Source organism: Leifsonia xyli, from assembly GCA_001647635.1.
GTDB lineage: Bacteria > Actinomycetota > Actinomycetes > Actinomycetales > Microbacteriaceae > Leifsonia > Leifsonia xyli_A.
This window is the reverse complement of record CP014761.1, coordinates 2115026-2136705: the sequence shown is the minus strand read 5'-3', so window position 1 is coordinate 2136705 and position 21680 is coordinate 2115026. Positions and strand designations below refer to the sequence as shown.

Sequence of the window (21680 nt, the reverse complement as noted above, 5' to 3'; positions counted from 1 at the left end):
CGGCTCAGCGAACACGCCGCCGCCGCCCGGTCCGCCGGACGCATCCCGACCGGTTACGGTCGGTAGGTGGTCGACGATCGTGTGCCGCTGTCGCACCGGATGGCGATGCGGCTCTGGCGCGCCCACGTCGCGGTCGTCCGCTCGCGCCTGGTTCGGCCGGTGGACGGGCGTCAGGCCTACGCCGCCGGGCGGAGGACCATCCGCGTCCTGCTCGTCGGCTCCGGGCCCGCCATGGGCTGGGGCGTCGGAAGTCACGACCTCGCCCTGCCCGGTGCGGTGGCACGTGCGCTCGCCGCGGCCACCGATCACGGCGCGGTGGTGGATGTGGTGCCGCATCCCTCCGCCGGTGTCACGCGCCTCGGCCGGCTGCTCGACCACGCCGGATTCGAGCGCTACGACGCCGTGGTGCTGAGCGGTGCGGTGGCCGACGCGCTCCGCATGGCCAAGCCTTCGGGCTGGGCGGCGGAGCTCCGACGGCTGCTCGAGCATGCGCGTTCTTGCGGACCGCGGACGGTGGTGTGGCTGGGCGCTCAGCCCATCCTGTCCATCCGGCCCTACGACAATGCCGGCGGCCGGATCGCCGATCAGCACGCCCACCGGCTCAACGCCGTCGCCCGCCGGGTGTGTCGCGAGACCGGCGCTCTCTACGTCGGCCTCGCGGCGCCGGAGCACACAGAGTCGCGGCGGCGCCGGACGCCGGCCGACTACCTGTTCTGGGCGCGGCAGATCGTGGATGCGCTGGCGCCGGCGCTGCAGGAGCGGGAGACGCAGCGACCTGTGCCCGCCGCGGACGGCGCCGATCGCGTCGAGGCTATCGAGCGCCTCAAGCTCAGCCGCCGCGGCGGCGACCCCCGACTCGAAGGCATCGTCGGCACAGCGAAGCGCACGCTCGGGACCGAGATCGCGATGTTCACTGTCCTGGACGACCGGAGCGAGTGGCCGCTCGCCTCGACGGGCGCGATGCTGGACAGCATCCCGATCGAGCAGTCGGCGTGCATCCACACCATCCAGTCCGAGGACGGGATGGTCGTGCCGAACGCGGAGGAGGACGAGCGGTTCGCCGCGAACGCGCTCGTCACCGGTCCCGCCGGGCTGCGCTACTACGCCGGGTACCCGGTGGAGGCGCCGGACGGCACGCGGATCGGCGCGCTCTGCGTGTTCGGCCGCGCGCCTCGCGACCGGGCGGACGGGGAGGCGGACCTCGACGTGCTGCGCGAGCTCGCCCTGCTCGCTCAGCGCGAGCTGTGGCGGTGGGAGCCGCCCGAGACCTGAGCGGACTCAGCCGTTCAGCGCGGTCAGCAGCCGGTCGAGCGAACCGCCGAGGCCGTACCGCTCGGACAGCGCGCGCAACGTCTCGCGCTGCTCGTCGGTGAGCGGGGCGAGCCGGGCGTCAACGTCGGGGAGCGGGAGGTCGCGGGCGACCTCGACCACCGTCGGTGCGACCGCCAGGTAGTCGAGGGAGGCGGCGAAGCGAGCTCGGGCCGCCGGCTTCATGCCGCTCGCGGAATCCTCGGCGGCGGCGATGATCCCGGAGAGGTCGCCGTAGTCCGCGAGGAGCGCCGCCGCCGTCTTCTCGCCGATACCCGCAACCCCCGGGAGCCCGTCGGACGTGTCGCCGCGCATCGCCGCGAAATCGGCGTACTGGTCGCCGCGGACGCCGTACTTCTGCTGCACCACCGCGTCCGTCACGACTTCGAGGTTGCTCATGCCGCGCGCGGTATACACGATCCGCACGTCACGCTCGTCGTCGGCGAGCTGGAACAGGTCGCGGTCGCCGGTGACGACGTCCACCGGTCCGGCCGCACGGGTCGCGAGCGTCCCGATCACGTCGTCGGCCTCGGCGAGCGGCGCCCCGACGATGGGGATGCCCAGCGCACCCAGCACCTCGCGGATCACCGGCACCTGGGCGACGAGCGCCTCCGGCACCTCCTCCACGTCGACGCCGCCAGGGACGAGCGTCGCGACGCGGTGCGCCTTGTAGCTCGGGATGAGGTCGACGCGCCAGCGCGGGCGCCAGTCGTCGTCCCAGCAGGCGACCAGCGACTCGGGGCGGTAGTCGGTCACCAGCTTGGCGATGATGTCGAGGAAGCCGCGCACCGCGTTCACCGGCGAGCCGTCGGGCGCCTTCACCGTGTCGGGCACGCCGTAGAACGCACGGAAGTAGAGAGAGGCGCTGTCGAGCAGCATCATTCGGCCGGTCACGCGACGATCCTGCCACGCGAGGGCGCCGCGCGGCACACCTCCCCGCACACAGCCCGCGGGCGATAGTGTTCGCGTCATGGCCGGAACCGTCATCGTCGAACGCACCACGCGCATCAGCGCCACCCCCGAGCAGCTGCTGCCGCACATCGCCCGCCTGCCCGAGTGGACGCAGTGGTCGCCGTGGGAGGACCTCGACCCCGACTTGAAGCGCGAGTACGGCGGCGAGCCGGGCGCGGTCGGATCGACCTACGCGTGGTCGGGCAACCGGAAGGCCGGTTCCGGCACGATGCGGATCACGGCGGTGGAACCGGACGGCGTCGGCATCCACCTGGAGTTCACCCGGCCTTTCCCCTCGTCGAACGAGCTCCGATTCGTACTGACGCCGGAGGGCGACGGCACGCGGGTGGTCTGGCGGATGGAGACGCCGCGCAAGCTCTACACGCGGTTCGTCAACCTGGACAATCTCGTCGGCGGGGACTTCGAGAAGGGGCTGCGCAAGCTGAAGCAGGTCGCCGAGACCCCGTGACCTGCACAGGCCGGTAGCCTCGGAGGGTGACCGCCGATCCGATCATCGTCTCCGCCGTCGCGGTGGTGCGCGACCGCCGCGTGCTGATGGTGACCGCCCGCGGGCGGGACGTCTACTACATGCCCGGGGGCAAGGTCGATCCCGGCGAGACGGCAGCGGAAGCGGCCGCGCGCGAGGCGTTCGAGGAGGTCTCGCTCCCGTTCCGCGCCGACGACCTGGAGGAGCTGTTCGAGGTGCGGACGCAGGCGCACGGCGAGCCCGACGGCCGGATGGTGCACATGCGGGTGTTCCGCGGCTGGACGGACGACGAACCGGTGCCGTCCGCCGAGGTCGGCGCGGTGCACTGGACCACGAGCGCGGACGCGAACCGCTGTCCGGCCGCCGGCACCGAGGTGCTGCGCCGTCTGGTGGAGCTGGACCTGATCGACTGACGCACCCGTGTCGGTGGCCTGCGGTTGGATGCCGCCATGCGGATCAGACGTGAGATCGTTGTGTTCGACACCGCCGACCTCGAGCGCGAGTCGTCCTTCTGGGCGGCGCTGATGGGCGGCGAGTCGCGCGGCGAGGGGGACGACTGGCGGACGGTCTACGTCGACGGCGAGCCGCGGCTCGCCTTTCAGCTGGCGCCGACCCACGAGCCGCCGGCCTGGCCGGACGGCCCGCAGCAGCAACTGCACCTCGATCTTTACATCGACGACATCCGCGAGGCGCACGACCACGCCGTCTCGGTCGGCGCGACCCTGCTCCGGGCGGCCGACGACCTCGACGCGAGCGAGGGATTCCAGGTCTACGGGGATCCCTCCGGGCACCCCTTCTGCCTATGCTGGGGCTGAGATGAGCGAACCCGCACCCACCCTGGCCGTGACCGGCGTCACCGGGGGCGTCGGCCGCATGACGGCGGACATCCTGGCGGACGCCGGTGTGCCGTTCCGGATGCTCGCGCGCTCGCCGGAGAAGGCGCCGCGCTATCCCGGCAGTTCCGTCGCCCGCGCGGCTTACAGCGACCGGGATACGGTGCTCGCGGCCCTCGACGGCATCGAGACCCTGTTCATGGTGTCCGCCGCCGAGAACAAGGAGCGGCTGGGCGAGCACCTCGCCTTCGTGGAGGCAGCCGTCGACGCGGGAGTGCGGCACGTCGTCTACACGTCGTTCTTCGGCGCGGCGCCGGACGCGACGTTCACCCTGGCTCGCGATCACTACGCCACCGAGCAGCGCATCCGGGAGTCCGGGATGCGGTACACGTTCCTGCGCGACAACCTCTACCTCGACTTCGCGCAGTTCCTGGTCGGCGACGACGGCGTCATCCGGGGACCGGCCGGCGACGGGCGTGCCGCGATGGTCGCCCGGGCGGACGTCGCGCGGGTCGCCGCGGAGGCGCTGCAGCATCCCGCCGACCACCTCGACGTCACCTACGACCTGACGGGCCCGGAGGAGCTGACGCTCGCGGAGGTCGCCGAGCAGCTGTCCGCGCACACCGGCCGCCCGGTGTCGTTCCACGACGAGACCATCCCGGAGGCCTACGCGTCCCGGGAGAAGTGGGGCGCGCCCGACTGGCAGGTCGACGCGTGGGTGTCCACCTACACGGCCATCGCCAACGGCGAGCTCGCGGGCGTCTCCGGCGACGTCGAGCGCGTCACCGGCCGCCGCCCGCTCTCGCTCGACGAGCTCCTCCGCGACACCCTCAGTTAGGGGCGTGCGAGAGGTCCTCTCGAAGGGGTAGACAGGGCGGGTGACTTCGCTTCAGCAGCCGGCGCCGCCCAAGACCAACCTCATGGCCCTGATCGGCTTCATCGCCGCGTTCGTGGTCCCCGTCGTCGGCATCGTTCTGGGCGCCATCGGGTTGAATCAGACCCGCACCAGCGGCGAGAGCGGTCGCGGCCTGGCGCGGGCGGCGGTGTTCATCGGTTCCGTCTTCACGCTGTTCCAGGTCGCCTTCTTCATCGTCTGGCTCTCCTTCTTCTTGCAGGCGTTCTCCCATATGCCCACCCGGTGACGCGAAGGAGGCGGCCCGCGCGCCGCGGACCGCCTCCTTGGTCAGCCGGTTACGGCTGTGTGGCCCAGCCGCCGCGCGGCGGCACCGGCCAGTGCGGGCGCGTCGGAACAATGGACGACACCGCGCCGGTCGCCGGGTCGAGCAGCACCTCGCGCTGCTGCGGGTGGAACCAGTCGAACAGTCCGCCCAGGGACCCCGCACTCGTGTCGAACGATGCGTCGCCGATCCGTCCGGTCAGCCAGTTCGTCTCGATGAAGCGCAGGATGCTGGCCTGGTTCGTCTGCGTGTGGTCGATGCGGTTCTGCGCGGCCCACGGCGACACGACCAGCAGCGGGAGGCGCTGGCTCGGGCCGCAGCGGTCGGCGTAGCCGCCGGCGACGTGCTTGACGTCCGTGCAGATCGTCGAGTCGACGGCCGCGTCGTTCGAGCCGTTCGTCACCTTCGGCGCGACGTGGTCGTACCAGCCGTCCGAGTCGTCGTAGGCGACGACGACCGCAGTGCTCGACCAGCTCTTCGACTTCTGGATGGCGTTGATCTCGTTGACGAGGAACTTCTGCTCGTCGATCGGGTTCGAGTACCCGGCGTGCCCGTCCTGCGCCTCCGGGGCCTTCAGGAACGAGACGCCCGGGAGGTTGTCCGCCTTCAGTGCCGCGTCGAACGAGGTCAGGTCGTACTGGTGGTTCGCCTGGTCGGTGTGCCCGATCGCCTTCACCGAGGTCGGCGGCAGGTGGTGCGGGTTCGAGGTGGACTTGTAGTACTGGAACGGGGAGTGGTGCGGCGAGTAGTCCTTCGGCGTCGCGCCCGCGATGTTCGCGGTCGTGGCGTCGCATTTCGCGTACGAGCCGGCCTGGCCGTTCCAGGCGGTGGTCGGGGTGAAGCCGCCCTGGAACCAGCCCCAGCTGACTCCGCGCTGGTTCAGCAGGTCGCCGACGTTCTTGCCCGACATCCCGACGACCGCGGAGGTCGAGGTGTGGTCGTTGTCGGAGCAGTCGTCGTAGGCCGGGTCCGGGTCGCCGATCACGGTGCCGACGCCCTGGGCATTCGGCGACTGGACGGCCGTGGACGCGGTGAGCACCGCTCCCGTCTTCGGGTCGTACGCGGTCCCGCCGTGGGTCTGGCCGGAGATGAGGTTGAGCGCGCCGGGCGTGGACGGACCGAACGTGGTGTCCCAGCTGTTGTCGCTCATCGCGTAGTTCTGGGCGTAGTTCCACAGGCCGGTGACGGTGTTGCCGTCGTAGTAGTCCATGACCAGGCCGGGAGCGCCGTACGCGCCGGTGCAGGTGTCGGTCTCGGTCTTCTGGACGAACTGGTCCATCGCACCGCCGTCCACCGCCTGCTGCTCCGCCTTGTAGCTGTGGTTCTGGTCGCAGGTGACGGCCTGCGCCGGGGTCAGCCGCTGGGGCGGGTACAGGTTGGGGTTGTTCGTGAGCGTCCCGGAGCTTGCGAGCGTGTTCGCCTTCGGGGTGTTCTTCGCCGCGGTGAACGGCGTCCCGTCGGTGTTCGCCGCGTTCGGGTAGGTGCCGAAGTAGTGGTCGAACGAGATGTTCTCGTCGAAGATCACGACGAGGTGCTTGATCGGGGTGAGGGTCTGGTCGGAGTGGTCGCCGTGCTGGCCGCCGGGATTGGCGGAAGCGGGGGCGCCCGCGAGGATCCCGGCGCCCGCGAGCGCCGCGGCGCCGGCGAGGGCGACGCCGGCGAGGGCGACGGGGGAGCGGCGCAGACGTGAGGGTCTGAACACGATTCCTTCTTCCTGTTCTTTCGTGGTCCCGTCACGGTCGTGACGGGCGGCCTCCGGTGGTCAGGCGAGCATGGTGCGCCCGAGCCAGTCGGAGGAGTCGCGGGCTCCGGGGAGCGCGAAGAAGTACCCGCCGCCGAACGGCTGGATGTAGTCGGTCAGTGGTTCACCTGTCAGCCGCTTCTGGACGGTGACGAACTGGCGGTCGAGGTCCTGGTTGAAGGCGACGAAGATCAGCCCCATGTCGAGGTTCCCGTTGGCGTCGAGACCGCCGTCGTAGTTGTAGGCGCGGCGCAGCATCCGCTGGTCGGCGGTGTCGCCCGTGCGCGGGTTCGCGAGCCGGATGTGCGCGTCCAGCTGGATGACGTCGCCGGTGGGATCGTTCTCGAAGTGCGGGTCGTCGAACTCGGCGGAGGCGGTGAGGGGGGCGCCGGTGTCGCGGCGGCGGCCGATCATGTTCTCCTGCTCGTGGAGGTTGACCCGGTCCCAGAACTCGACCAGCATCCGGATGACCCGGACGACGTGGTAGCTGCCGCCCGCGACCCAGGCGGGTTCGCCGCCGCCGCCTTTCGCCCAGACCAGCCGCGACATGAGGGAGGCGTCGCTCGTGTCGGGGTTGCTCGTGCCGTCCTTGAAGCCCATGAGGTTGCGCGGCGTGCCGCTGGGTCGCGGCGGCGAGACGAAGCCGTCCTGCCGCCAGCGCACCTGCATCGCACCGCGGGTCGCGCGGGCGATCTCACGGACGGCGTGGGTGACCGCATCCCGGTCGGCTGCGCAGACCTGCAGCAGCAGGTCGCCGTCGCAGACGTCGCGGCGCAGCGCGTCGTCAGGGAACGCGTCCATGGTCCGCAGCCGGGCCGGTTTGGCGCCGGCGAGCCCGAACCGGTCGTCGAAGAGGGAGGCGCCGGCGGATACGGTGACGCTGAGGCCGTCCGGCACGACCGTCGGCCCGAGGACGCCGGAATCGCGCGGCGGGCCGGCGAGCCCGGGGTCGGGAGGCGTCCCGCCGGTGGTGAGGAAGCGGACGCGTTCGGTGATCGTCTTGAGCAGGTCGGCGAGTTCGGCGCGGGAGCCGGCGGTCACATCCAGGGCGACGAAGCTCGCGGCGCGCTGTGCGGGTGTGAGGATGCCCTGCTGGTGCGCTCCGTGGAACGGGAGGGCGGCGGGATGCGCGGCGGCGGCCGGGCGGACGGGGGCTGCGGCGATCCCCGCGCCGGCGGCCACCGCGGTCGCGGCAGACGCCTGCAGGAAGCCGCGGCGGTCGATGGGGGTCATGAGTCCCTCCGGGGGTCGCAGATGGCGGCGACGGGTGCGAGGAGTTCGGCCGTGCGGCTGAGGGCCGCATCCACGCGCTCCCGTGCGGGGCGGTCAAGGGCCGAGAGCGGCGTCCACGAGCCGTCCGCCGCCCGGAACGACTCGACCAGCGTCTGCGCCTGCCTGAGCGCCTGCTGGGTCTCGGCCAGCCCGTCGTAGCGGTCGGCGAGCACGTCGTGGAGCGGGGCGAGCGCCGCCGCCGCGCCGGTGAGGTTCGCGTCGATGCCGGCGAGCTCGGTGCCGGAGCCCGCGTCGGTCGCACCGGTGAGCCCGTCCTGGATCGCGTCCTCGACGATCTCGTGCGCCCGCAGGGCGACCTCGCCCGGGTCGAGCTGCGCGTCCGCGAACTGCGCCTGCAGCCTGCCGGTCAGCGCGACCAGGGTCTGCGCTGAGGCGGCGACCTCGGCGGCGGGTGCGCCGTGCCAGAGCTGCGACTCGACCAGGTGGAAGCCCGTCAGTCCGTGCCGCGGGAGTCCGTCCAGCTGGTCGCCCAGGTCGCCGAAGGCGTCATAGGCGCCGCCGAGGGTCTCATAGGTGGTGTGCGCGGTCAGCCAGTCGCGTTTCGCGGCCGGTAAGTCGCCCTCCTCGGCGTCGGCCGCCACCGCGGCGACCTCGCGCTGGAGCGCAGGTATCCGGCCGGCGACCCAGGCGGTATAGGCCTTCGCGACCGGGATGAGGTCGTTGCGGGTGACCGGGACGATGCCCGGGGTCAGCGGGGAACCCGGTGGAGCTTTCCCGACGACCACGGTCGGCCCCCGGGCCGGATCGGCGTCGGCGGGCAGGCACACGAACCGGTAGCGGCCCGCGCCCAGCGAGGCCCGAACGGTCGCATGAGCGCCGGCCCCGAGGCTCTCGAGATCGAGGTACACCCGCTTGCTGTCGACCGACTGCAGGTAGACCTCGATGCCGCCGACCGTCGTGTTCGTCACCGTGAAGGTCTGATCGCCGCCGGGGACGGAGTCGGCCGCTCCCCATCCCGCGCCGCAGTCGTCGAGCCCGGCGCTGATCTCGAACGCTGTGGGCGCAGCCGCCCCGCTCGCGACGGGCCTCAGCACGATCGCGAGAACCGACGCCACCACGACGAGCGCGGCAAGAGCCGCGAAGAACGCGGTCAGCCGGGCGCGAGTCGACATCGGCGGATGCCTCCAGAGGGGGATTCGTGGTCCGGGCGACGCCCGGCGTGAGCGATCCTAGGAGCGCGCCGGAGCCCGCGGATCGGCCTTCACCCGGAGTTCACCCGACCGTCATCGCCTCGCCCCCGGAAGGGGGACAGACAGCGGCCCAGCGCGTTCGCGCCGCGAACAGGGGACACGGCGATCCGGCTAACCCGGGCGCATGATGGAGTGTCGGAAGGGGCGCCATGCGCGAGGCCTGCTGCCCGCAGTGCCGTGGTGCTGCGCGCCTGGTGCGCAACCCCTATTTCGGCGCGGGCCTGGCCGTGCACGCCGACCTCCTGGTGTGCCAGTCCTGCGGCTACACCGGCTACGCCGACAACCCGGAGGAGGACGTCGCCGAGGCGTCGCACGCGCGATCGGACAGTGCCCTGCGCCGATTCCTGCGGATGCTCGCGGGAGGCTGACGCGCTAGCGGATCCGCACGCGTCCCTGCTGCCACATCCGCGCCGCCGTGACGCGCGGGTTCGCCTGCTCGTCCGCATCCACTCCCAGCGCCGTGTACAGGCGGGCGAGCATCGTCTCCACCGCGCGCACGCTGGTGCCGCGCTCGCTCGCGATGCGGCGCGTGGACGCTCCCGAGGCGACGAGCCGGAGCACCTCGGCCTGCGCCCGCGTGACGGTGCGCACGTCGCCCGTCGGCTCGGCCGGCCGGTGGTCGCCGCCGACGATCGCCGCGTCGACCGCGGCGACCAGCACGTCCACATCCTTCACCTGCGACTTCACCAGGTACACGACCGAGGGGGGCAGCGCGTCATCGCCCACCGCGAGCTCGGGCGACAGGTGCGACGTGAGCACCACGAGTCCCACCCACGGCAGCTCACGGTGCACGCGCCACAGCAGCTCCGCGCCGGAGCCGCCGCCGCCGAAGTCCAGGTCCGTCACGACGGCGTTCGGCTCGACCTGGAGGATCGTCGCCCACGCCTCCTCGGCCGACGTCGTCTGCGAGGCCTCGATGCCGGTGGAGCGCAGGGCGGACGCGACCATCGACGCCGTGAAGACGTCGTCGTCGGCCACCACGGCTCTCAGTGTCCGCGTCCGTGCGGAGGTGTCGGTCATCTGCTGGCTCCTGCCCCTTATGTCACCGTCCCAGAGGTGGACGCCACGAGCCCGTCGACGGCGTCGAGGAGCTCGGTGAGGGGGAACGGCTTCGCGAGATAGCCGATCCCGGTTCCGGCGAGCTCCTCTGGCGGGGCCAGGGAGCCGCTCATGACCAGTATCGGCCGGGCGCTCCCGTCGTCCCGGCGACCGAGCAGCGTCAGGCATTCGCTGAGCGAACAGTCCGGCATGATGGCGTCGAGCAGCACGACGTCGGCCTCCGCGTGCTGGGACACGGTCCGCGGGTCGCCGGTGGTCGTCACGCGGTACCCGTGCGCGGTGAGCGCGGCCTCGACCGTGAGGCGGATCAGCGGGTCGTCGTCGACGACGAGGACGCGCGTCCCGTGCTGCAACTCGCTCATGTCGGTCAGTGTAGGCCGCCCGATCCGCCTACAATCCCCTGCATGCCCCGCCAGATCCGAACCCTGCCATGACCACCCCGGCTGAAGCCCTGCGGATCAACGGCCTCGACGCCCTGTTCCACGGCCATCCCGACGGCGTCTGCGTGGTCGACGAGGACGGCGTCTTCGTGGAGTCGAACGCCACCCTCGCCGACCTCACCGGGTTCCGCGCCGAGGACCTCCTCGGGATGCCGTTCTCGCGTCTCCTGCACCCCGACTACGTCGAGTCCACGATGGCGAGGTTCCGGGAGGCCGTCACCGGCCAGAACCGGCGCTACGTCACGCGTATCGTCAGGCCCGACGGCACCGTCCGCCTTCTCGACGTGACGCTCATCCCGCTGCGCGGCGAGGGCGACGACGTGGCGGCCGTCCTGGCCATCGCGCGCGACATCGGCGACGTCGAGCGCGCGGCCGCGGCGGCGGCGGGCAACGAGGCGCTGGTGCGGATGGCCGCGCGGATCGCCGGCTTCGCAGGCTGGACCGTCGACGTCGAGACCGGCCGCATCGAGTGGAGCGAGGAGCTGTTCCGCCTGCTCGGGATCGAGCAGGGACGCGTGCCCGAGGACTCGCTCGCGCTCTTCGAACCGGCGGACCGCGAAGCGGTGGCCCACGCGTTCGAGCGGACCATGCACCACGGCGAGCCGCTGGACCTGCGGGCGACGATCGTGGACGCGGCGGGGCGCACCGTGCACGCGCACCTCGTCGGTGAGGCCGAGCGCGACGAGAGCGGCCGCATCGCCCGCCTCCACGGCGCGTTCCACGACGTGACGGCGCAGGTGCGGCACCGCGAGGAGCAGCGGGCGGCGGCGCGGCTGCTGCGCAGGTCCCTCGACCAGGTGCACGACGCGATCGGGTTCGTCGGCCGCGACTGGCGTTTCACCTTCGCCAACTCGTGGGCGCTCCAGCTCGCCGGGATCGACGAGGCGCGTCTGCGCGACCACACGCTGTGGGAGATGTTCCCCACGACGCACGGCAGCCCGTTCGAGACGATCTACCGGGACGCGATGGACCGCGGCGTCGTCGGGACGGCTCGGGCGTTCGTGCCCGACTGGGGCTGCTGGTTCGAGGTGGACGCGCATCCCACAGAGGAGGGCATCGCCATCATCGTGCGTGACGTCACCGACGACCAGCGCGCGCGGGAGAAGCTCGACGAGTACACCCGGCGCCTGGAGGCGCAGGCGGCGCTGCTGGACGCCGCTCGCGACGCCATCATCGTCCGCGACCTGGGCGGCGTGATCCGGTACTGGAACCACGGCGCGGAGACGATCTACGGCATCCCGGCGGCGGAGGCCGTGGGCCGGTCGGTGCGGGACCTGCTCTACGACGACCCGCGCGAGTTCGACCTCGCGGCCGCCGCCCTGCTACGGGACGGGTTCTGGGTGGGCGAGCTGCGCCAGCGGCGGGCCGACGGCGCGCTGATCGTGGTGGACTGCCGCTGGCAGCTGTCGCGCGGCGAGGACGGCCAGGTCACCGTGTTCGCGGTCAACTCCGACATCACGGAGCAGCGTCGCGAGCAGGAGCTGCGCATCCGGACGCAGCGGCTGGAGAGCCTGGGGACGCTCGCGGGCGGGATCGCGCACGACCTCAACAACGTGCTGACGCCCATCCTGATGTCGGTGCAGCTGCTGCGGCAAGACGAGCAGGACCCCCGCCGTCGCGACATGCTCGACGCCCTGGACGCGGCCGCGCAGCGCGGTGCGTCGATGATCCGGCAGGTGCTGTCGTTCGCCCGCGGGTCGCAGGGACGGCGGGCGCCGGTGGAGGTCGGCCCGCTGCTGTGGGAGCTGGCGCGGTTCTGCCGCGAGACACTGCCGAAGTCGATCGAGCTGCGGGTGGAGGCGGCGGACGGACTGCCCGCGGTGTCAGGCGACGAGACCGAGCTGTTCCAAGTGCTCGTCAACCTCGTCACCAACGCGCGCGACGCGATGCCGGAGGGCGGCGTCCTCACGATCCGCGCCGGCGACCATGACGGGAAGGTGCGGATCGAGGTGGTGGACTCGGGGACCGGGATGGACGAGGCCACGGTCGGGCACATCCTCGAGCCGTTCTTCACCACGAAGGAGAGCGGGACGGGCCTCGGCCTGCCGACCTCCGCGGCGATCGTGCAGGCGCACGGCGGCGAGCTCGAGGTCAAGACGGCGCCGGGTCGCGGCACCTCGATCGCCTTCGAGCTGCCGCCGGTGGCGCAGGCGGAGGCCTGGCCTCCGCGTGATGAGCCGCCGGCGCCCGGTCCGGGCCGCGGCCGACGCGTGCTGGTCGTCGACGACGAGCCGGCGATCTGCGAGCTCATCCGGGAGACGCTGGATCAGCGCGGCTTCGTCACCGAGGTCGCTCAGGGGCGGCAGGCGCTCGAGTTGCTCGCCCAGGGGAGCCGGTTCGACGCCGTGCTGACGGACGTCATGATGCCCGGTGTCGCGGGCGACGCCATCGCGCGCCGGTTGACGGCCGAACAGCCGCGGGCCGCCGTGGTGCTGATGAGCGGACTGCTGCCCGGTCCCGGCGCCCGCGCGGCGGTCGAGCGCGACGGCGCGCACTTCCTGGCGAAGCCGTTCACCCCGGCGGCGCTCCTGGCGACACTGGATGCGGCGCTGAACGAACGCGCCGCCTCGCGTCAGGCGCCGTCGTGACAGACGCCGACGCGGTCCTGCGCGAGGAGCTCGAGCCGGCGCTGCGCGAGGGGATCGCGGCGCTCTCCGGCGCATCTATCGTCCCCGGCGATCCCGACGGCCTGGCCGACCGACTGGGCGCGGCGGCCGAGCGCGCACTGGAGAGGCTGGGCGAGCGGGCGCGCGAGCCGCGCATCCACCGCATCGTCGGCGCGGCCTCCTCGGCCTCCATGGCGCTGGCGCTCGGAGGCGGCGTGGTCCCCGTCGCCGACGTGAGAGGACGGCTTCAAGAGGGCCTCGACCTGTTGACGGCGGGATCCTGGTCACCCGAAGACCAGGATCCCGCCGAATGAGTGCCGCGGGCGGATCAGCCAGGGACCGGGGGGACGGGGCTGCTCCGGACACGCGACGGGATCGATCATCCGGGGTGCACGGCTCGAGGTGCAATGACGACACCGCCGAACTGTGCGCGAAACGAAGAAAAAGCGCCACGAGAGCGCTCTCCTATGAGAGGCTTCAGACATGAAGGAATCTCACGGACCCGACGCGACGGAGCCCGCGTCCGTACACGGGCCGGGTCGCGCCCCGGCCGGGATGCCCCTCACGATCCGTCTCGGAGAGCGGGAGTACGCCGCGCTGGTGCGGATCGCCCGCTCGCGGGACACCACGGCCGCGACGCTCGTCGAACAACTGGTGCTCCACGCACTGAGCAAGGCCGACGTGCCGCCGCCGGCCGAATCGCACCCCGCCCGGCGCCACACGACATACGAGGAGGCGACAGCAGGTTTCCGGCGGGACGAGCCGGCTAGCGCGGCGTCGGATCTGTAGTTCTTCTCAGAGAGCCCCGCCGGGCGGCACTGTCACCGAGTTCACAGCGCGCGTACAGTCACGGGCGTGATCCACCGTCCTCCGTCGGCGCGCACGGCCTCCGCCGCGCTCGTCGCCCTTGTCATGGCCGGCGCCCTCGCCGGGTGCTCGGCCGACGCCGCCGCCTCCGGAAGACTGTCCCAGTCGGCCGGATCGGCTGCCGCGAGCGCCCGATCCGCCGGTCTCGTGCTCGGGCTGAATCAGAACGACCGCCTCCTCGGCACGGTCCTCGACACCGGCCTCTCCGACGCCGCCGACAAGCTCGCCGCCGAGGCGCGGGTCGTCGCCACGACGACGGCGCTGGGCGGCATCGGGGCCAGCCGCGACCGCGTGCTCCACGACATCCGGGCGGCGCAGGACGAGGTCGCCTCCGCGCAGCGCGCTGTCGCGGCCAACCGGGCCTCCGGCGACGCCCTCCAGGCGCAGCGCCACGAACTCGACCGTCTCGCGCAGCAGCTGGACGCGATCTCCAAGCGGTTGGAGAGCCGGTGAAGGCGCTCTTCGCCGTCGCGCTCGGCGTCCTCACCGCGATCGGCGGCTTCGTCGACATCGGGGATCTCGTCACCAGCAGCGTGGTCGGCTCGCGGTTCGGGCTGACGCTGGCCTGGGTGCTGGTGCTCGGCACCGTCGGCATCTGCCTGTTCGCCCAGATGTCGGGCCGCGTGGCTGCGGTCAGTGGGCGCGCCACCTTCGAGATCATCCGGGAGCGGCTGGGGGCGCGGATGGCGCTCGCCAACCTCTCCGCCTCGTTCCTCATCAACCTGCTGACTCTCGCGGCGGAGATCGGCGGCATCGCTTTGGCGATGCAGCTCGCCTCCAGCATCGAGCCGACACTGTGGTTCCCCGTTGCCGCGATCGCGGTCTGGATCGTGGTGTGGCGGGTGAAGTTCTCGATCATGGAGAACGTCACGGGCCTCCTCGGCCTGGCACTCGTCGTCTTCGCGGTCGCCCTGTTCGCGCTGCATCCCGACTGGTCGGCGCTCGGATCGCAGGCGCTGCTGCAGCCGTCGCCGCACACCGACGAGTCGCCCGCGACGTACTGGTACTACGCGGTCGCGCTGTTCGGCGCCGCGATGACGCCGTACGAGGTGTTCTTCTTCTCGTCCGGCGCGGTCGAGGAGAAGTGGAAGCCGAAGGACCTGGCGCAGTCGCGCGTCAACGTCCTGGTCGGGTTCCCGCTCGGGGCGCTGCTGTCCCTGTCCATCGCCGCCTGCGCCGCGGTCGTGCTGCTGCCGAAGGGGATCGCCGTCGAGTCGCTGTACCAGACGGCCCTGCCGATCGCGCAGGCGTTCGGCAAGATCGGGCTGATCGTCGCGATCCTCGGATTCGTCGCTGCGACGTTCGGCGCATCGCTCGAGGTGACGCTGTCGAGCGGCTACACGCTCGCCCAGTTCTTCGGCTGGCCGTGGGGCAAGTTCCGGCGTCCGGCATCGGCGTCGCGCTTCCACGCGGCGATGATCCTGTCCCTGGTGGTGGCTCTGGGCATCCTCTTCACCGGCGTGGATCCCGTGCAGGTGACCGAGTTCTCCGTCGTGTTCTCGGCGATCGCCCTTCCCCTGACGTATCTGCCGATCCTCATCGTGGCGAACGATCCGAAGTACATGGGCGACCACGTCAACGGGCGGGTCACGAACGTCTTCGGTCTGATCTTCCTCGGGATCATCCTGATCGCCTCCGTCGCCGCCATCCCGTTGATGATCGTGACGGGAGCGGGCGCATGACGGAGCACCGAGAGCTGCCGCGGCCCCCGAAGGTGGCGGGGCAGATCCTCGACGCCGGACTGGACCTGCTCGACCGCCAGATCCTCGACCCGAAGGCCGTGCCGGTGAGCACCGTCGACGACGTGGAGATCACGACGCCTGTCGACCTCGCGCATCTCGACCCCGACCATCCGCCCGTCATCGAGGCGCTGCTCACCGGGCCGATCCTGCTGACCCGGGTCTTCGGCGGCCGGCTGCCCGAGTCGCGGTTCATCCGCATCCCGTGGCGCGTCGTCTCCGAGTGCGGCATCGTCGTCAGCGTCGGCGTCCCGGCCGATTCGCTCGACGCGAGCTGGACCGAGCGGTGGATGCGGGACCACGTCATCGGTCGCATCCCGGGAGGTCGCCATGATCCTGAGTGACCTGCTCGGCAGCCCGGTGCTCGCCGCCGACGGCGAGCGCCTCGGCCAGGTGGTCGACGCCCGCTTCGTCCTCGACGGACCGCCCGACGGGATGCTCGCCGCGGCCCGCCTGCATGGGCTGGTGGTGAGCCCGCACTCGCACAGCTCGTTCGCCGGTTACGAACGGACCGGCGTGGATGCGCCCGCGCTCATCGCCCGCTACCTGCGCTGGCGCGCCCGCGGGTCGGTCCTTGTGCTCTGGACGGACCTCGCCTCCTTCACCGACGACGTCATCCGCCTCCGGCCGGGCGCGACCGTGTACTCGCCGCGTCTCGACGACTCCGAGGTGTGACCGCGTGAGGATCGACGCCGAGTACGTGCTGCCCCTGCGCTGGGCGTCCGATGACGGGCTGGACGAGCTCGTCGCCTACCTCGACGGGCTCCGCGAGCTCCTCGACGTGACGGTGGTCGACGGGTCGCAGCCCGACCTGTTCGCGGCCCATGCCCGGGCCCTCCCGGCCGGCGTCCGGCACCTCCCGGTCGAACCGCGTCCTGGACGCAACGGCAAGGTCGCGGGCGTGATGACCGGGGTCCACACCGCGCGCCACGACCGCGTCGTGATCGCGGACGACGACGTTCGGTACGACGAGGGCGCCCTCCGTGCCGTGGTGGGGATGCTCGACGCGGCCGACCTCGTCCGCCCGCAGAACGTGTTCGTGCCGGCGCCCTGGCATGCGCGCTGGGACACCGGCCGCAGCCTCCTGAACCGGGCCCTCGGACACGACTACCCCGGAACGCTCGCCGTGCGGCGGCAGCTGCTGGTGGACGCGGGCGGCTACGACGGCGACGTCCTGTTCGAGAACCTGGAGCTCATCCGCACCGTCGTCGCCGCGGGCGGCCGGGTCGTGACCGCCGACCGGATCGGCGTCGCACGGCGCCCTCCCACGCTGCGGCACTTCGTGCGCCAACGGGTGCGGCAGGCCTACGACGACTTCGCGCAGCCCGCGCGGCTGCTCGCCGAGCTGGCGATCCTTCCGCTGGTGCTGCTGTCCGTGCGGCGGCCGGGGCGCATCCTGGCCGGCGCGGCCGCCGTCGTGGCGCTCGCCGAGGCGGGCCGCCTTCGTGCGGGCGGCCGGCGCCTGTTCCCCGCGACCGCCGCCCTGTGGGCGCCCGCGTGGCTCACGGAGCGGGCCGTCTGCGTCTGGCTGGCGCTCGGCGCACGGCTGCGCGGCGGCGTCCGCTACTCCGACGGCCGCCTCGTGCGCGCGGCTACTCCTCTCCGCGAGTTGCGCCGGCGTCGGGCGAGACACAAGCACTGAAACGACCCTCTGGCAACCACTTGAATGTCCTCTCAGGCGCCGGTTGCCTCGGGATATGACACCACGCATCACCCCGAGGGGGTCGGTGAGCGAGGCGCTGCTGGAGGCGCTGCAAACCGCTCCGTCCGCCGCCTGCGAGCTGGTCGTCGTCGTCGCCGACCGCACCGCCCAGGCGCTCGACGCCCACCCCGACCTCCTCACCGACGAGGACCTCCAGCTGACCCTGTTCATCCTCTACGGCCTCCACTACGGCGACACCGTCGACGCCGACGACGAGTGGGAGTGGCATCCAGAACTGCTCCGCACGCGCCGCACGATCGAGCGCGAGTTCGAGCGGCAGCTGCGCGAGCGCGTCCCCGTCGGCGACCTCCCGGAGCCGACCGCCGACGCCGTCGCCGCGTACCTGTTCGATCTGACCGGGGAGGACGGCGGCCCCAGCCTGTCCCGGTTCCTCGCCAAGAAGGCGACCGAGGAGCAGGCGCACGAGTTCGTCATCCACCGCTCCATCTACACGCGTAAGGAGGCGGACCCGCACTCGTGGGCCATCCCGCGCCTGACCGGCCGCGCCAAGGCCGCGCTGGTCGAGGTGCAGTCCGACGAGTACGGCGCCGGGCGGCCGGAGCGGATCCACGCGGAGATCTTCGGCCGCACGATGCGCAACCTGGGCCTGGACGACGCCTACGGCGCCTACATCGACAACGTGCCGGCGATCACGCTGGCGTCGTTCACGATGATGTCGATGTTCGGCCTCAACCGCAGCCTGCGCGGCGCGATCACCGGCCACCTGGCGGCGTTCGAGATGACGTCGTCGATCCCGAACCGCTTCTACGGCAACGGCTTCCGCCGCCTCGGCTACGGCGAGGACGTCACCTGGTACTACGACGAGCACGTCGAGGCGGATGCGGTGCACGAGCAGATCGCCGGCCGCGACCTCGCGGGCGGGCTGGCGGAGCAGCATCCCGAGCTCCTGCCCGACATCGTCTTCGGCGCGGCCGCGTGCCTCTACGTCGACGGGCTCGCCGGGCAGCATCTGCTGGACAGCTTCGAGGCGGGCCGCAGCTCGCTGCGCCAGCCCGTGGCGGTGCCCGCATGACCGCGCACGAGGAGGAGCCGGTCATCGTCGCCTGCCCGGATGGACCGCTCCTCGTCCGCGGGCACATCGACCTGACGACCCCCGACGGAACGCCCATCGAGCAGCACCGTCGCACGGTGGCGCTGTGCCGGTGCGGGGTCTCGACCATCAAGCCGTTCTGCGACGGCAGCCACAAGGCCGTGCACTTCCGCACGGACACGTGACCGAGAGAGAGGGAACACCATGTCCGACCCCCAGAACACCGAAGGCGACCGCCACGACGACGACACGAAGGCGGAGCAGCAGATCGTCGACAAGCCGTCGCAGGCCGAGGGTGATGAGGGCGACTCCGACAACGGCTAGGGTTCCTGCATGACGGAAGAGACCACCGGCCTCCGCGAGCGCATCGCATGAGCGGGGCGGAGGGTGTCGATGCCGACCCGGGCGACGGCCGCAACGAGACGGCGACGCAGCGGGCGGACCGCAACTGGAACGAGCTGCTGCAGGAGTTCCGCGTCTTCCAGACGGGAACGCAGATCCTCGCCGCATTCCTTCTGACGCTGCCGTTCCAGCAGCGCTTCAAGGAACTCCACCCGTTCGACGTGGTCGTGTACCTGGTCCTGGTGTTCCTGGCCGTGACGGTCACGCTGCTCGCATTGGCGCCGGTCGCCCTCCACCGGCTGCTGTTCCGTCAGAAGGCGAAGGCCGAGCTGGTGGGGCTGGGCAGCAAGCTGCTCATCATCTGCCTGGCGGCCGCATCCCTCCTCTTCACCGGCATCGTGCTGTTCATCGTCGACTTTCTGCTGGTCCCGCCGGCCGGCATCATCGCGGCGGGCTGTGTCTTCGTCGTGCTGATCGTCATCTGGGTGGTGCTGCCGCTCGTGATCCGGAGTCAGCACAACCGCCACATCCAGGGGCGCTGACCGGTCAGGCCTTGTCAGGGCGGAACGTCTCCGTCTCGAGCACGCCCTGCGCCGCTTCCGAGCCGCTGCGGCCGCCGCCGTACCCGCGGAGGACGAACGCCAGCCCCACGGCGACCACCGCGCCCACCAGCGGTCCGACGATGTAGACCCAGTACGACGAGAAGTCGAGCGAGAGCAGGTCGGGCCCGAAGGTGCGGGCCGGGTTCATGGATGTCCCCGACACGGGGCTGCTCCACAGCCCGGCCAGGGCGATGTAGCTGCCGACGCCGATCGCGCCGACGACGCCGACGTTCTGCGCGCCGGATGCGGTGCCCAGGATGACGCTCACGAGCCCGAGCGTGAGCAGCGCCTCGAACAGGAACGCCTGCCAGTCCGAGGCCTGGCTCGCAGGGTAGTTGGACCCGTACTTCGCCGAGACGTTCAGCGTCGCCTGGAGGAACCAGGCGGCCAGCGCCGCACCCCCGAGCTGGGCGATGATGTACCCCGGCACCCGCCACCACGGGAAGTCGCCGCGCAGCGCGAACGCCAACGACACCGCCGGGTTGAGGTGCGCCCCGGACACCTTGCCCATGAAGAGGATGATGCCCAGGACCATGAGCCCCGGCGCGACCACCGCCGCGGCTCGGCTGATGGTTCCGGGGTAGGCGTGCCCGACCATCCCGCCGCCAGCCGCGACGATCACCAGCAGGAAGGTGCCGAACACCTCCGAGACGAGGCGCCGCCACTCCTGTCGAGGATTCTGGAAGTCGGCCAGCGGCTTGACCACCTCGGCGTCGTACCACCGCTCCACGCGGCTCCGTATGTCGGTTCTCACCGCAGCGTTCTCGCTCATCGCTCCACCAATCCTGGGCCCGGCGCCGGAAGTGTAATGCCGCGATGCGCCGGCGTGACAGACCGCGTTCGCCCACCGCACGCGCGCCGTGCGCAGCGCCTGCGTGCTGTGCAGCAACGGCTGCGGCTGCGACATCGCCGTGAAGGACGGGCGGATGGTCGGCATCCGCGGCCGCACCGACGACCACATCAATCACGGCAGGCTCGGGCCGAAGGGGCTGTACGCCAGCTGGCAGGGGATGCAGAGGGCAGATTCCCGCGCATCCTCCCTGCCGCGCGCCCGACCGCTGCCCGCTCTACTCCACCCGCTGCTCTCTTTCGACTCGCCCGCTCCTCCCGCGCGGCGCTCGAAAAGGAGGACATCGGCGTCCAGCCGGCCCGAATCTCCTCCCGCTGTGGTCGATCAGGCCAGCGGAGGCGCTCATCTCCTCCCTTCCGAACGCGGTACATCCCCGCCGCCCGGGGCGGCTCAACCGGCTCGAAACGGAGGAGTCGCCCACCGCCACGCCGCCCAAACGCACGAAACGGAGGAGACCCGGCGGTTAGACCCACCGTTTCTCCTCCGTTTCGACGGGCCGCCCGCCTACGGCGTCGGCATACCGCCCGTCACCGCCAGCGTCTCGCCGATGACGTAGCTCGACTCCGGCGACGCCAGGAAGACGTACGCGGGCGCGAGCTCCGCCGGCTGACCCGGTCGGCCGAGGGGCGTCTGCTGCCCGAACTCGGGGATCGCCTCCGGCGGCTGGCCCTTGCTGACCTGCAGCGGCGTCCAGATCGGACCCGGCGCGACGGCGTTCACGCGGATGCCCTTCGGCGCGAGCTGCTGGGCGAGCGCCTTCGTGAACGCGTTGATCGCCGCCTTCGTCGTCGCGTACTCGACGAGGGTCTCGCTGGGCGAATACGCCTGGATAGACGTCGTGTTGATGATCGTCGCGCCGGCCGGCAGGTGAGGCAGCGCCGCCCGCGTGAGCCAGAACATCGCGTAGATGTTCGTCTTCATCGTGTGGTCGAACTGCTCATCGTTCACATCGGTCAGGCTCTCGGTGGCGATCTGCTTGCCCGCGTTGTTGACGAGGATGTCGATCCCGCCGAGCTCGTCGCGGGCCCGCTTCACGACCTCGTCGCTGAACGCGCGCTCCTTCAGGTCGCCGGGGATGGTGACGGCGGTACGTCCCGCATCCCGGATCAGGCCGGCGATGCGCTGCGCGTCCTCCTCCTCTTCCGGCAGGTAGACGATCGCGACGTCGGCGCCCTCGCGGGCGAACGCGATCGCGGTGGCGCCGCCGATGCCGGAGTCGCCTCCGGTCACGATGGCCTTGCGGCCGGTGAGTCGGCCGGTGCCGACGTAGCTGTCCTCGCCGAGGTCGGCGGCCGGGTGCAGGTCGCTCTCGAGGCCCGGCTCGGGCACCTGCGTCTCGTCCGGGTGGATGACCGGGTAACGGTCGACGGGGTTGTCGAAGGTGAACTGGTTCTCTGGCATGCCCCTACGCAAGCACGGGCCGGGTCCCGCGTCCCGGGGC

24 protein-coding genes and 1 pseudogene are annotated in these 21680 nt (G+C 71.7%); 17 read left to right on the top strand and 8 right to left on the bottom strand.

Annotated features, from left to right (window positions below):
• Positions 1-66: 66 nt before the first annotated feature.
• The gene (locus A0130_10455; GenBank protein ID ANF32039.1) at positions 67-1272 is read left to right on the top strand and encodes a hypothetical protein; all 1206 of its coding nucleotides are present in this window, start codon (positions 67-69) and stop codon (positions 1270-1272) included.
• Positions 1273-1278: 6 nt separating this feature from the next.
• On the opposite strand, the gene A0130_10450 is transcribed toward A0130_10455, so the two are convergent.
• Complete coding sequence (locus tag A0130_10450; GenBank protein ID ANF33391.1) at positions 1279-2187, bottom strand: 5'-3' exonuclease; 909 nt, start codon at positions 2185-2187, stop codon at positions 1279-1281.
• A 91-nt stretch (positions 2188-2278) separates the two neighbouring features.
• On the opposite strand from A0130_10450, the gene A0130_10445 reads away from it, so the two are divergent.
• From A0130_10445 to A0130_10425, 5 genes are read left to right on the top strand one after another with little or no spacing between them, the layout of a single operon-like run.
• The gene (locus A0130_10445; GenBank protein ANF32038.1) at positions 2279-2728 is read left to right on the top strand and encodes a hypothetical protein; all 450 of its coding nucleotides are present in this window, start codon (positions 2279-2281) and stop codon (positions 2726-2728) included.
• A gap of 26 nt (positions 2729-2754) precedes the next feature.
• Positions 2755-3159 (top strand): NTP pyrophosphohydrolase, encoded by a 405-nt coding sequence (locus tag A0130_10440; protein ANF32037.1) that lies wholly within the window; start codon positions 2755-2757, stop codon positions 3157-3159.
• Between the two features lie 36 nt (positions 3160-3195).
• Positions 3196-3561, top strand: coding sequence for a glyoxalase (locus tag A0130_10435; GenBank protein ANF32036.1), 366 nt, complete (start codon positions 3196-3198; stop codon positions 3559-3561).
• A gap of 1 nt (position 3562) precedes the next feature.
• Positions 3563-4417 (top strand): NAD(P)-dependent oxidoreductase, encoded by an 855-nt coding sequence (locus A0130_10430; GenBank protein ID ANF32035.1) that lies wholly within the window; start codon positions 3563-3565, stop codon positions 4415-4417.
• Between the two features lie 40 nt (positions 4418-4457).
• The gene (locus A0130_10425) at positions 4458-4721 is read left to right on the top strand and encodes a hypothetical protein (protein ANF32034.1); all 264 of its coding nucleotides are present in this window, start codon (positions 4458-4460) and stop codon (positions 4719-4721) included.
• A gap of 49 nt (positions 4722-4770) precedes the next feature.
• Here A0130_10425 and A0130_10420 read toward each other — a convergent pair whose 3' ends face one another.
• The 3 genes from A0130_10420 to A0130_10410 are packed head-to-tail and all read right to left on the bottom strand — an operon-like array spanning position 4771 to position 8903.
• Positions 4771-6459: a phospholipase gene (locus A0130_10420; GenBank protein ANF32033.1), complete on the bottom strand. Its 1689-nt coding sequence runs from the start codon at positions 6457-6459 to the stop codon at positions 4771-4773.
• A gap of 60 nt (positions 6460-6519) precedes the next feature.
• Positions 6520-7731 carry a peroxidase gene (locus A0130_10415; GenBank protein ANF32032.1) on the bottom strand — a complete coding sequence of 404 codons (1212 nt, stop codon included), beginning with the start codon at positions 7729-7731 and terminating at the stop codon, positions 6520-6522.
• Positions 7728-8903: a hypothetical protein gene (locus A0130_10410; protein ANF32031.1), complete on the bottom strand. Its 1176-nt coding sequence runs from the start codon at positions 8901-8903 to the stop codon at positions 7728-7730. The genes A0130_10415 and A0130_10410 overlap by 4 nt, the downstream gene beginning before the upstream one ends.
• Before the next feature lie 227 nt (positions 8904-9130).
• Here A0130_10410 and A0130_10405 point away from each other — a divergent pair, with 227 nt between their 5' ends.
• Positions 9131-9349 carry a hypothetical protein gene (locus tag A0130_10405; protein ANF32030.1) on the top strand — a complete coding sequence of 73 codons (219 nt, stop codon included), beginning with the start codon at positions 9131-9133 and terminating at the stop codon, positions 9347-9349.
• Positions 9350-9353: 4 nt separating this feature from the next.
• On the opposite strand, the gene A0130_10400 is transcribed toward A0130_10405, so the two are convergent.
• Together A0130_10400 and A0130_10395 are read right to left on the bottom strand one after the other, a co-directional pair.
• On the bottom strand, positions 9354-10001 hold the full coding sequence (locus A0130_10400; protein ID ANF32029.1) for a hypothetical protein: 648 nt from the start codon (positions 9999-10001) through the stop codon (positions 9354-9356).
• Positions 10002-10018: 17 nt separating this feature from the next.
• The gene (locus A0130_10395) at positions 10019-10402 is read right to left on the bottom strand and encodes a hypothetical protein (protein ID ANF32028.1); all 384 of its coding nucleotides are present in this window, start codon (positions 10400-10402) and stop codon (positions 10019-10021) included.
• Positions 10403-10470: 68 nt separating this feature from the next.
• Between A0130_10395 and A0130_10390 the strand changes: the two are divergent.
• From A0130_10390 to A0130_10345, 10 genes and pseudogenes are all read left to right on the top strand, one after another.
• Positions 10471-13400: pseudogene (locus A0130_10390) on the top strand (hybrid sensor histidine kinase/response regulator).
• Between the two features lie 169 nt (positions 13401-13569).
• On the top strand, positions 13570-13875 hold the full coding sequence (locus A0130_10385; protein ID ANF32027.1) for a hypothetical protein: 306 nt from the start codon (positions 13570-13572) through the stop codon (positions 13873-13875).
• 123 nt (positions 13876-13998) lie between these two features.
• Positions 13999-14406, top strand: coding sequence for a hypothetical protein (locus A0130_10380; protein ANF33390.1), 408 nt, complete (start codon positions 13999-14001; stop codon positions 14404-14406).
• On the top strand, positions 14403-15635 hold the full coding sequence (locus A0130_10375) for a hypothetical protein (protein ANF32026.1): 1233 nt from the start codon (positions 14403-14405) through the stop codon (positions 15633-15635). The genes A0130_10380 and A0130_10375 overlap by 4 nt, the downstream gene beginning before the upstream one ends.
• A complete protein-coding gene (locus tag A0130_10370) occupies positions 15632-16036 on the top strand; it encodes a hypothetical protein (GenBank protein ID ANF32025.1) in 405 nt (134 codons plus the stop codon). Before A0130_10375 ends, A0130_10370 begins: the two co-directional genes overlap by 4 nt.
• Positions 16023-16367 carry a hypothetical protein gene (locus A0130_10365; protein ID ANF32024.1) on the top strand — a complete coding sequence of 115 codons (345 nt, stop codon included), beginning with the start codon at positions 16023-16025 and terminating at the stop codon, positions 16365-16367. The genes A0130_10370 and A0130_10365 overlap by 14 nt, the downstream gene beginning before the upstream one ends.
• Before the next feature lie 4 nt (positions 16368-16371).
• On the top strand, positions 16372-17334 hold the full coding sequence (locus A0130_10360) for a hypothetical protein (protein ID ANF32023.1): 963 nt from the start codon (positions 16372-16374) through the stop codon (positions 17332-17334).
• Positions 17335-17419: 85 nt separating this feature from the next.
• A complete protein-coding gene (locus tag A0130_10355; protein ANF32022.1) occupies positions 17420-18427 on the top strand; it encodes a hypothetical protein in 1008 nt (335 codons plus the stop codon).
• Positions 18424-18630, top strand: a complete 207-nt coding sequence (locus A0130_10350; GenBank protein ID ANF32021.1) for an iron-binding protein — start codon at positions 18424-18426, stop codon at positions 18628-18630. The genes A0130_10355 and A0130_10350 overlap by 4 nt, the downstream gene beginning before the upstream one ends.
• Positions 18631-18816: 186 nt before the next feature.
• A complete protein-coding gene (locus A0130_10345) occupies positions 18817-19329 on the top strand; it encodes a sodium:proton antiporter (GenBank protein ID ANF32020.1) in 513 nt (170 codons plus the stop codon).
• A gap of 4 nt (positions 19330-19333) precedes the next feature.
• Here the strand turns inward: A0130_10345 and A0130_10340 are convergent, their stop codons facing one another.
• Entirely contained in the window at positions 19334-20161 is an 828-nt protein-coding gene (locus A0130_10340; protein ANF32019.1) for a hypothetical protein, read from the bottom strand.
• A 582-nt stretch (positions 20162-20743) separates the two neighbouring features.
• Positions 20744-21640 carry an NAD(P)-dependent oxidoreductase gene (locus A0130_10335; GenBank protein ANF32018.1) on the bottom strand — a complete coding sequence of 299 codons (897 nt, stop codon included), beginning with the start codon at positions 21638-21640 and terminating at the stop codon, positions 20744-20746.
• Positions 21641-21680: the final 40 nt, after the last annotated feature.

Excerpts from the sequence above, each read along its gene's own strand:
- A0130_10365 (ANF32024.1), top strand. The coding sequence starts at position 16,023 with ATGATCCTGAGTGACCTGCTCGGCAGCCCGGTGCTCGCCGCCGACGGC.
- A0130_10395 (ANF32028.1), bottom strand. The coding sequence starts at position 10,402 with ATGAGCGAGTTGCAGCACGGGACGCGCGTCCTCGTCGTCGACGACGAC.
- A0130_10340 (ANF32019.1), bottom strand. The coding sequence starts at position 20,161 with ATGAGCGAGAACGCTGCGGTGAGAACCGACATACGGAGCCGCGTGGAG.
- A0130_10450 (ANF33391.1), bottom strand. The coding sequence starts at position 2,187 with ATGCTGCTCGACAGCGCCTCTCTCTACTTCCGTGCGTTCTACGGCGTG.
- A0130_10335 (ANF32018.1), bottom strand. The coding sequence starts at position 21,640 with ATGCCAGAGAACCAGTTCACCTTCGACAACCCCGTCGACCGTTACCCG.
- A0130_10410 (ANF32031.1), bottom strand. The coding sequence starts at position 8,903 with ATGTCGACTCGCGCCCGGCTGACCGCGTTCTTCGCGGCTCTTGCCGCG.
- A0130_10370 (ANF32025.1), top strand. The coding sequence starts at position 15,632 with ATGACGGAGCACCGAGAGCTGCCGCGGCCCCCGAAGGTGGCGGGGCAG.
- A0130_10350 (ANF32021.1), top strand. The coding sequence starts at position 18,424 with ATGACCGCGCACGAGGAGGAGCCGGTCATCGTCGCCTGCCCGGATGGA.
- A0130_10405 (ANF32030.1), top strand. The coding sequence starts at position 9,131 with ATGCGCGAGGCCTGCTGCCCGCAGTGCCGTGGTGCTGCGCGCCTGGTG.
- A0130_10380 (ANF33390.1), top strand. The coding sequence starts at position 13,999 with ATGGCCGGCGCCCTCGCCGGGTGCTCGGCCGACGCCGCCGCCTCCGGA.
- A0130_10445 (ANF32038.1), top strand. The coding sequence starts at position 2,279 with ATGGCCGGAACCGTCATCGTCGAACGCACCACGCGCATCAGCGCCACC.
- A0130_10345 (ANF32020.1), top strand. The coding sequence starts at position 18,817 with ATGAGCGGGGCGGAGGGTGTCGATGCCGACCCGGGCGACGGCCGCAAC.
- A0130_10385 (ANF32027.1), top strand. The coding sequence starts at position 13,570 with ATGAAGGAATCTCACGGACCCGACGCGACGGAGCCCGCGTCCGTACAC.
- A0130_10430 (ANF32035.1), top strand. The coding sequence starts at position 3,563 with ATGAGCGAACCCGCACCCACCCTGGCCGTGACCGGCGTCACCGGGGGC.
- A0130_10400 (ANF32029.1), bottom strand. The coding sequence starts at position 10,001 with ATGACCGACACCTCCGCACGGACGCGGACACTGAGAGCCGTGGTGGCC.
- A0130_10435 (ANF32036.1), top strand. The coding sequence starts at position 3,196 with ATGCGGATCAGACGTGAGATCGTTGTGTTCGACACCGCCGACCTCGAG.
- A0130_10415 (ANF32032.1), bottom strand. The coding sequence starts at position 7,731 with ATGACCCCCATCGACCGCCGCGGCTTCCTGCAGGCGTCTGCCGCGACC.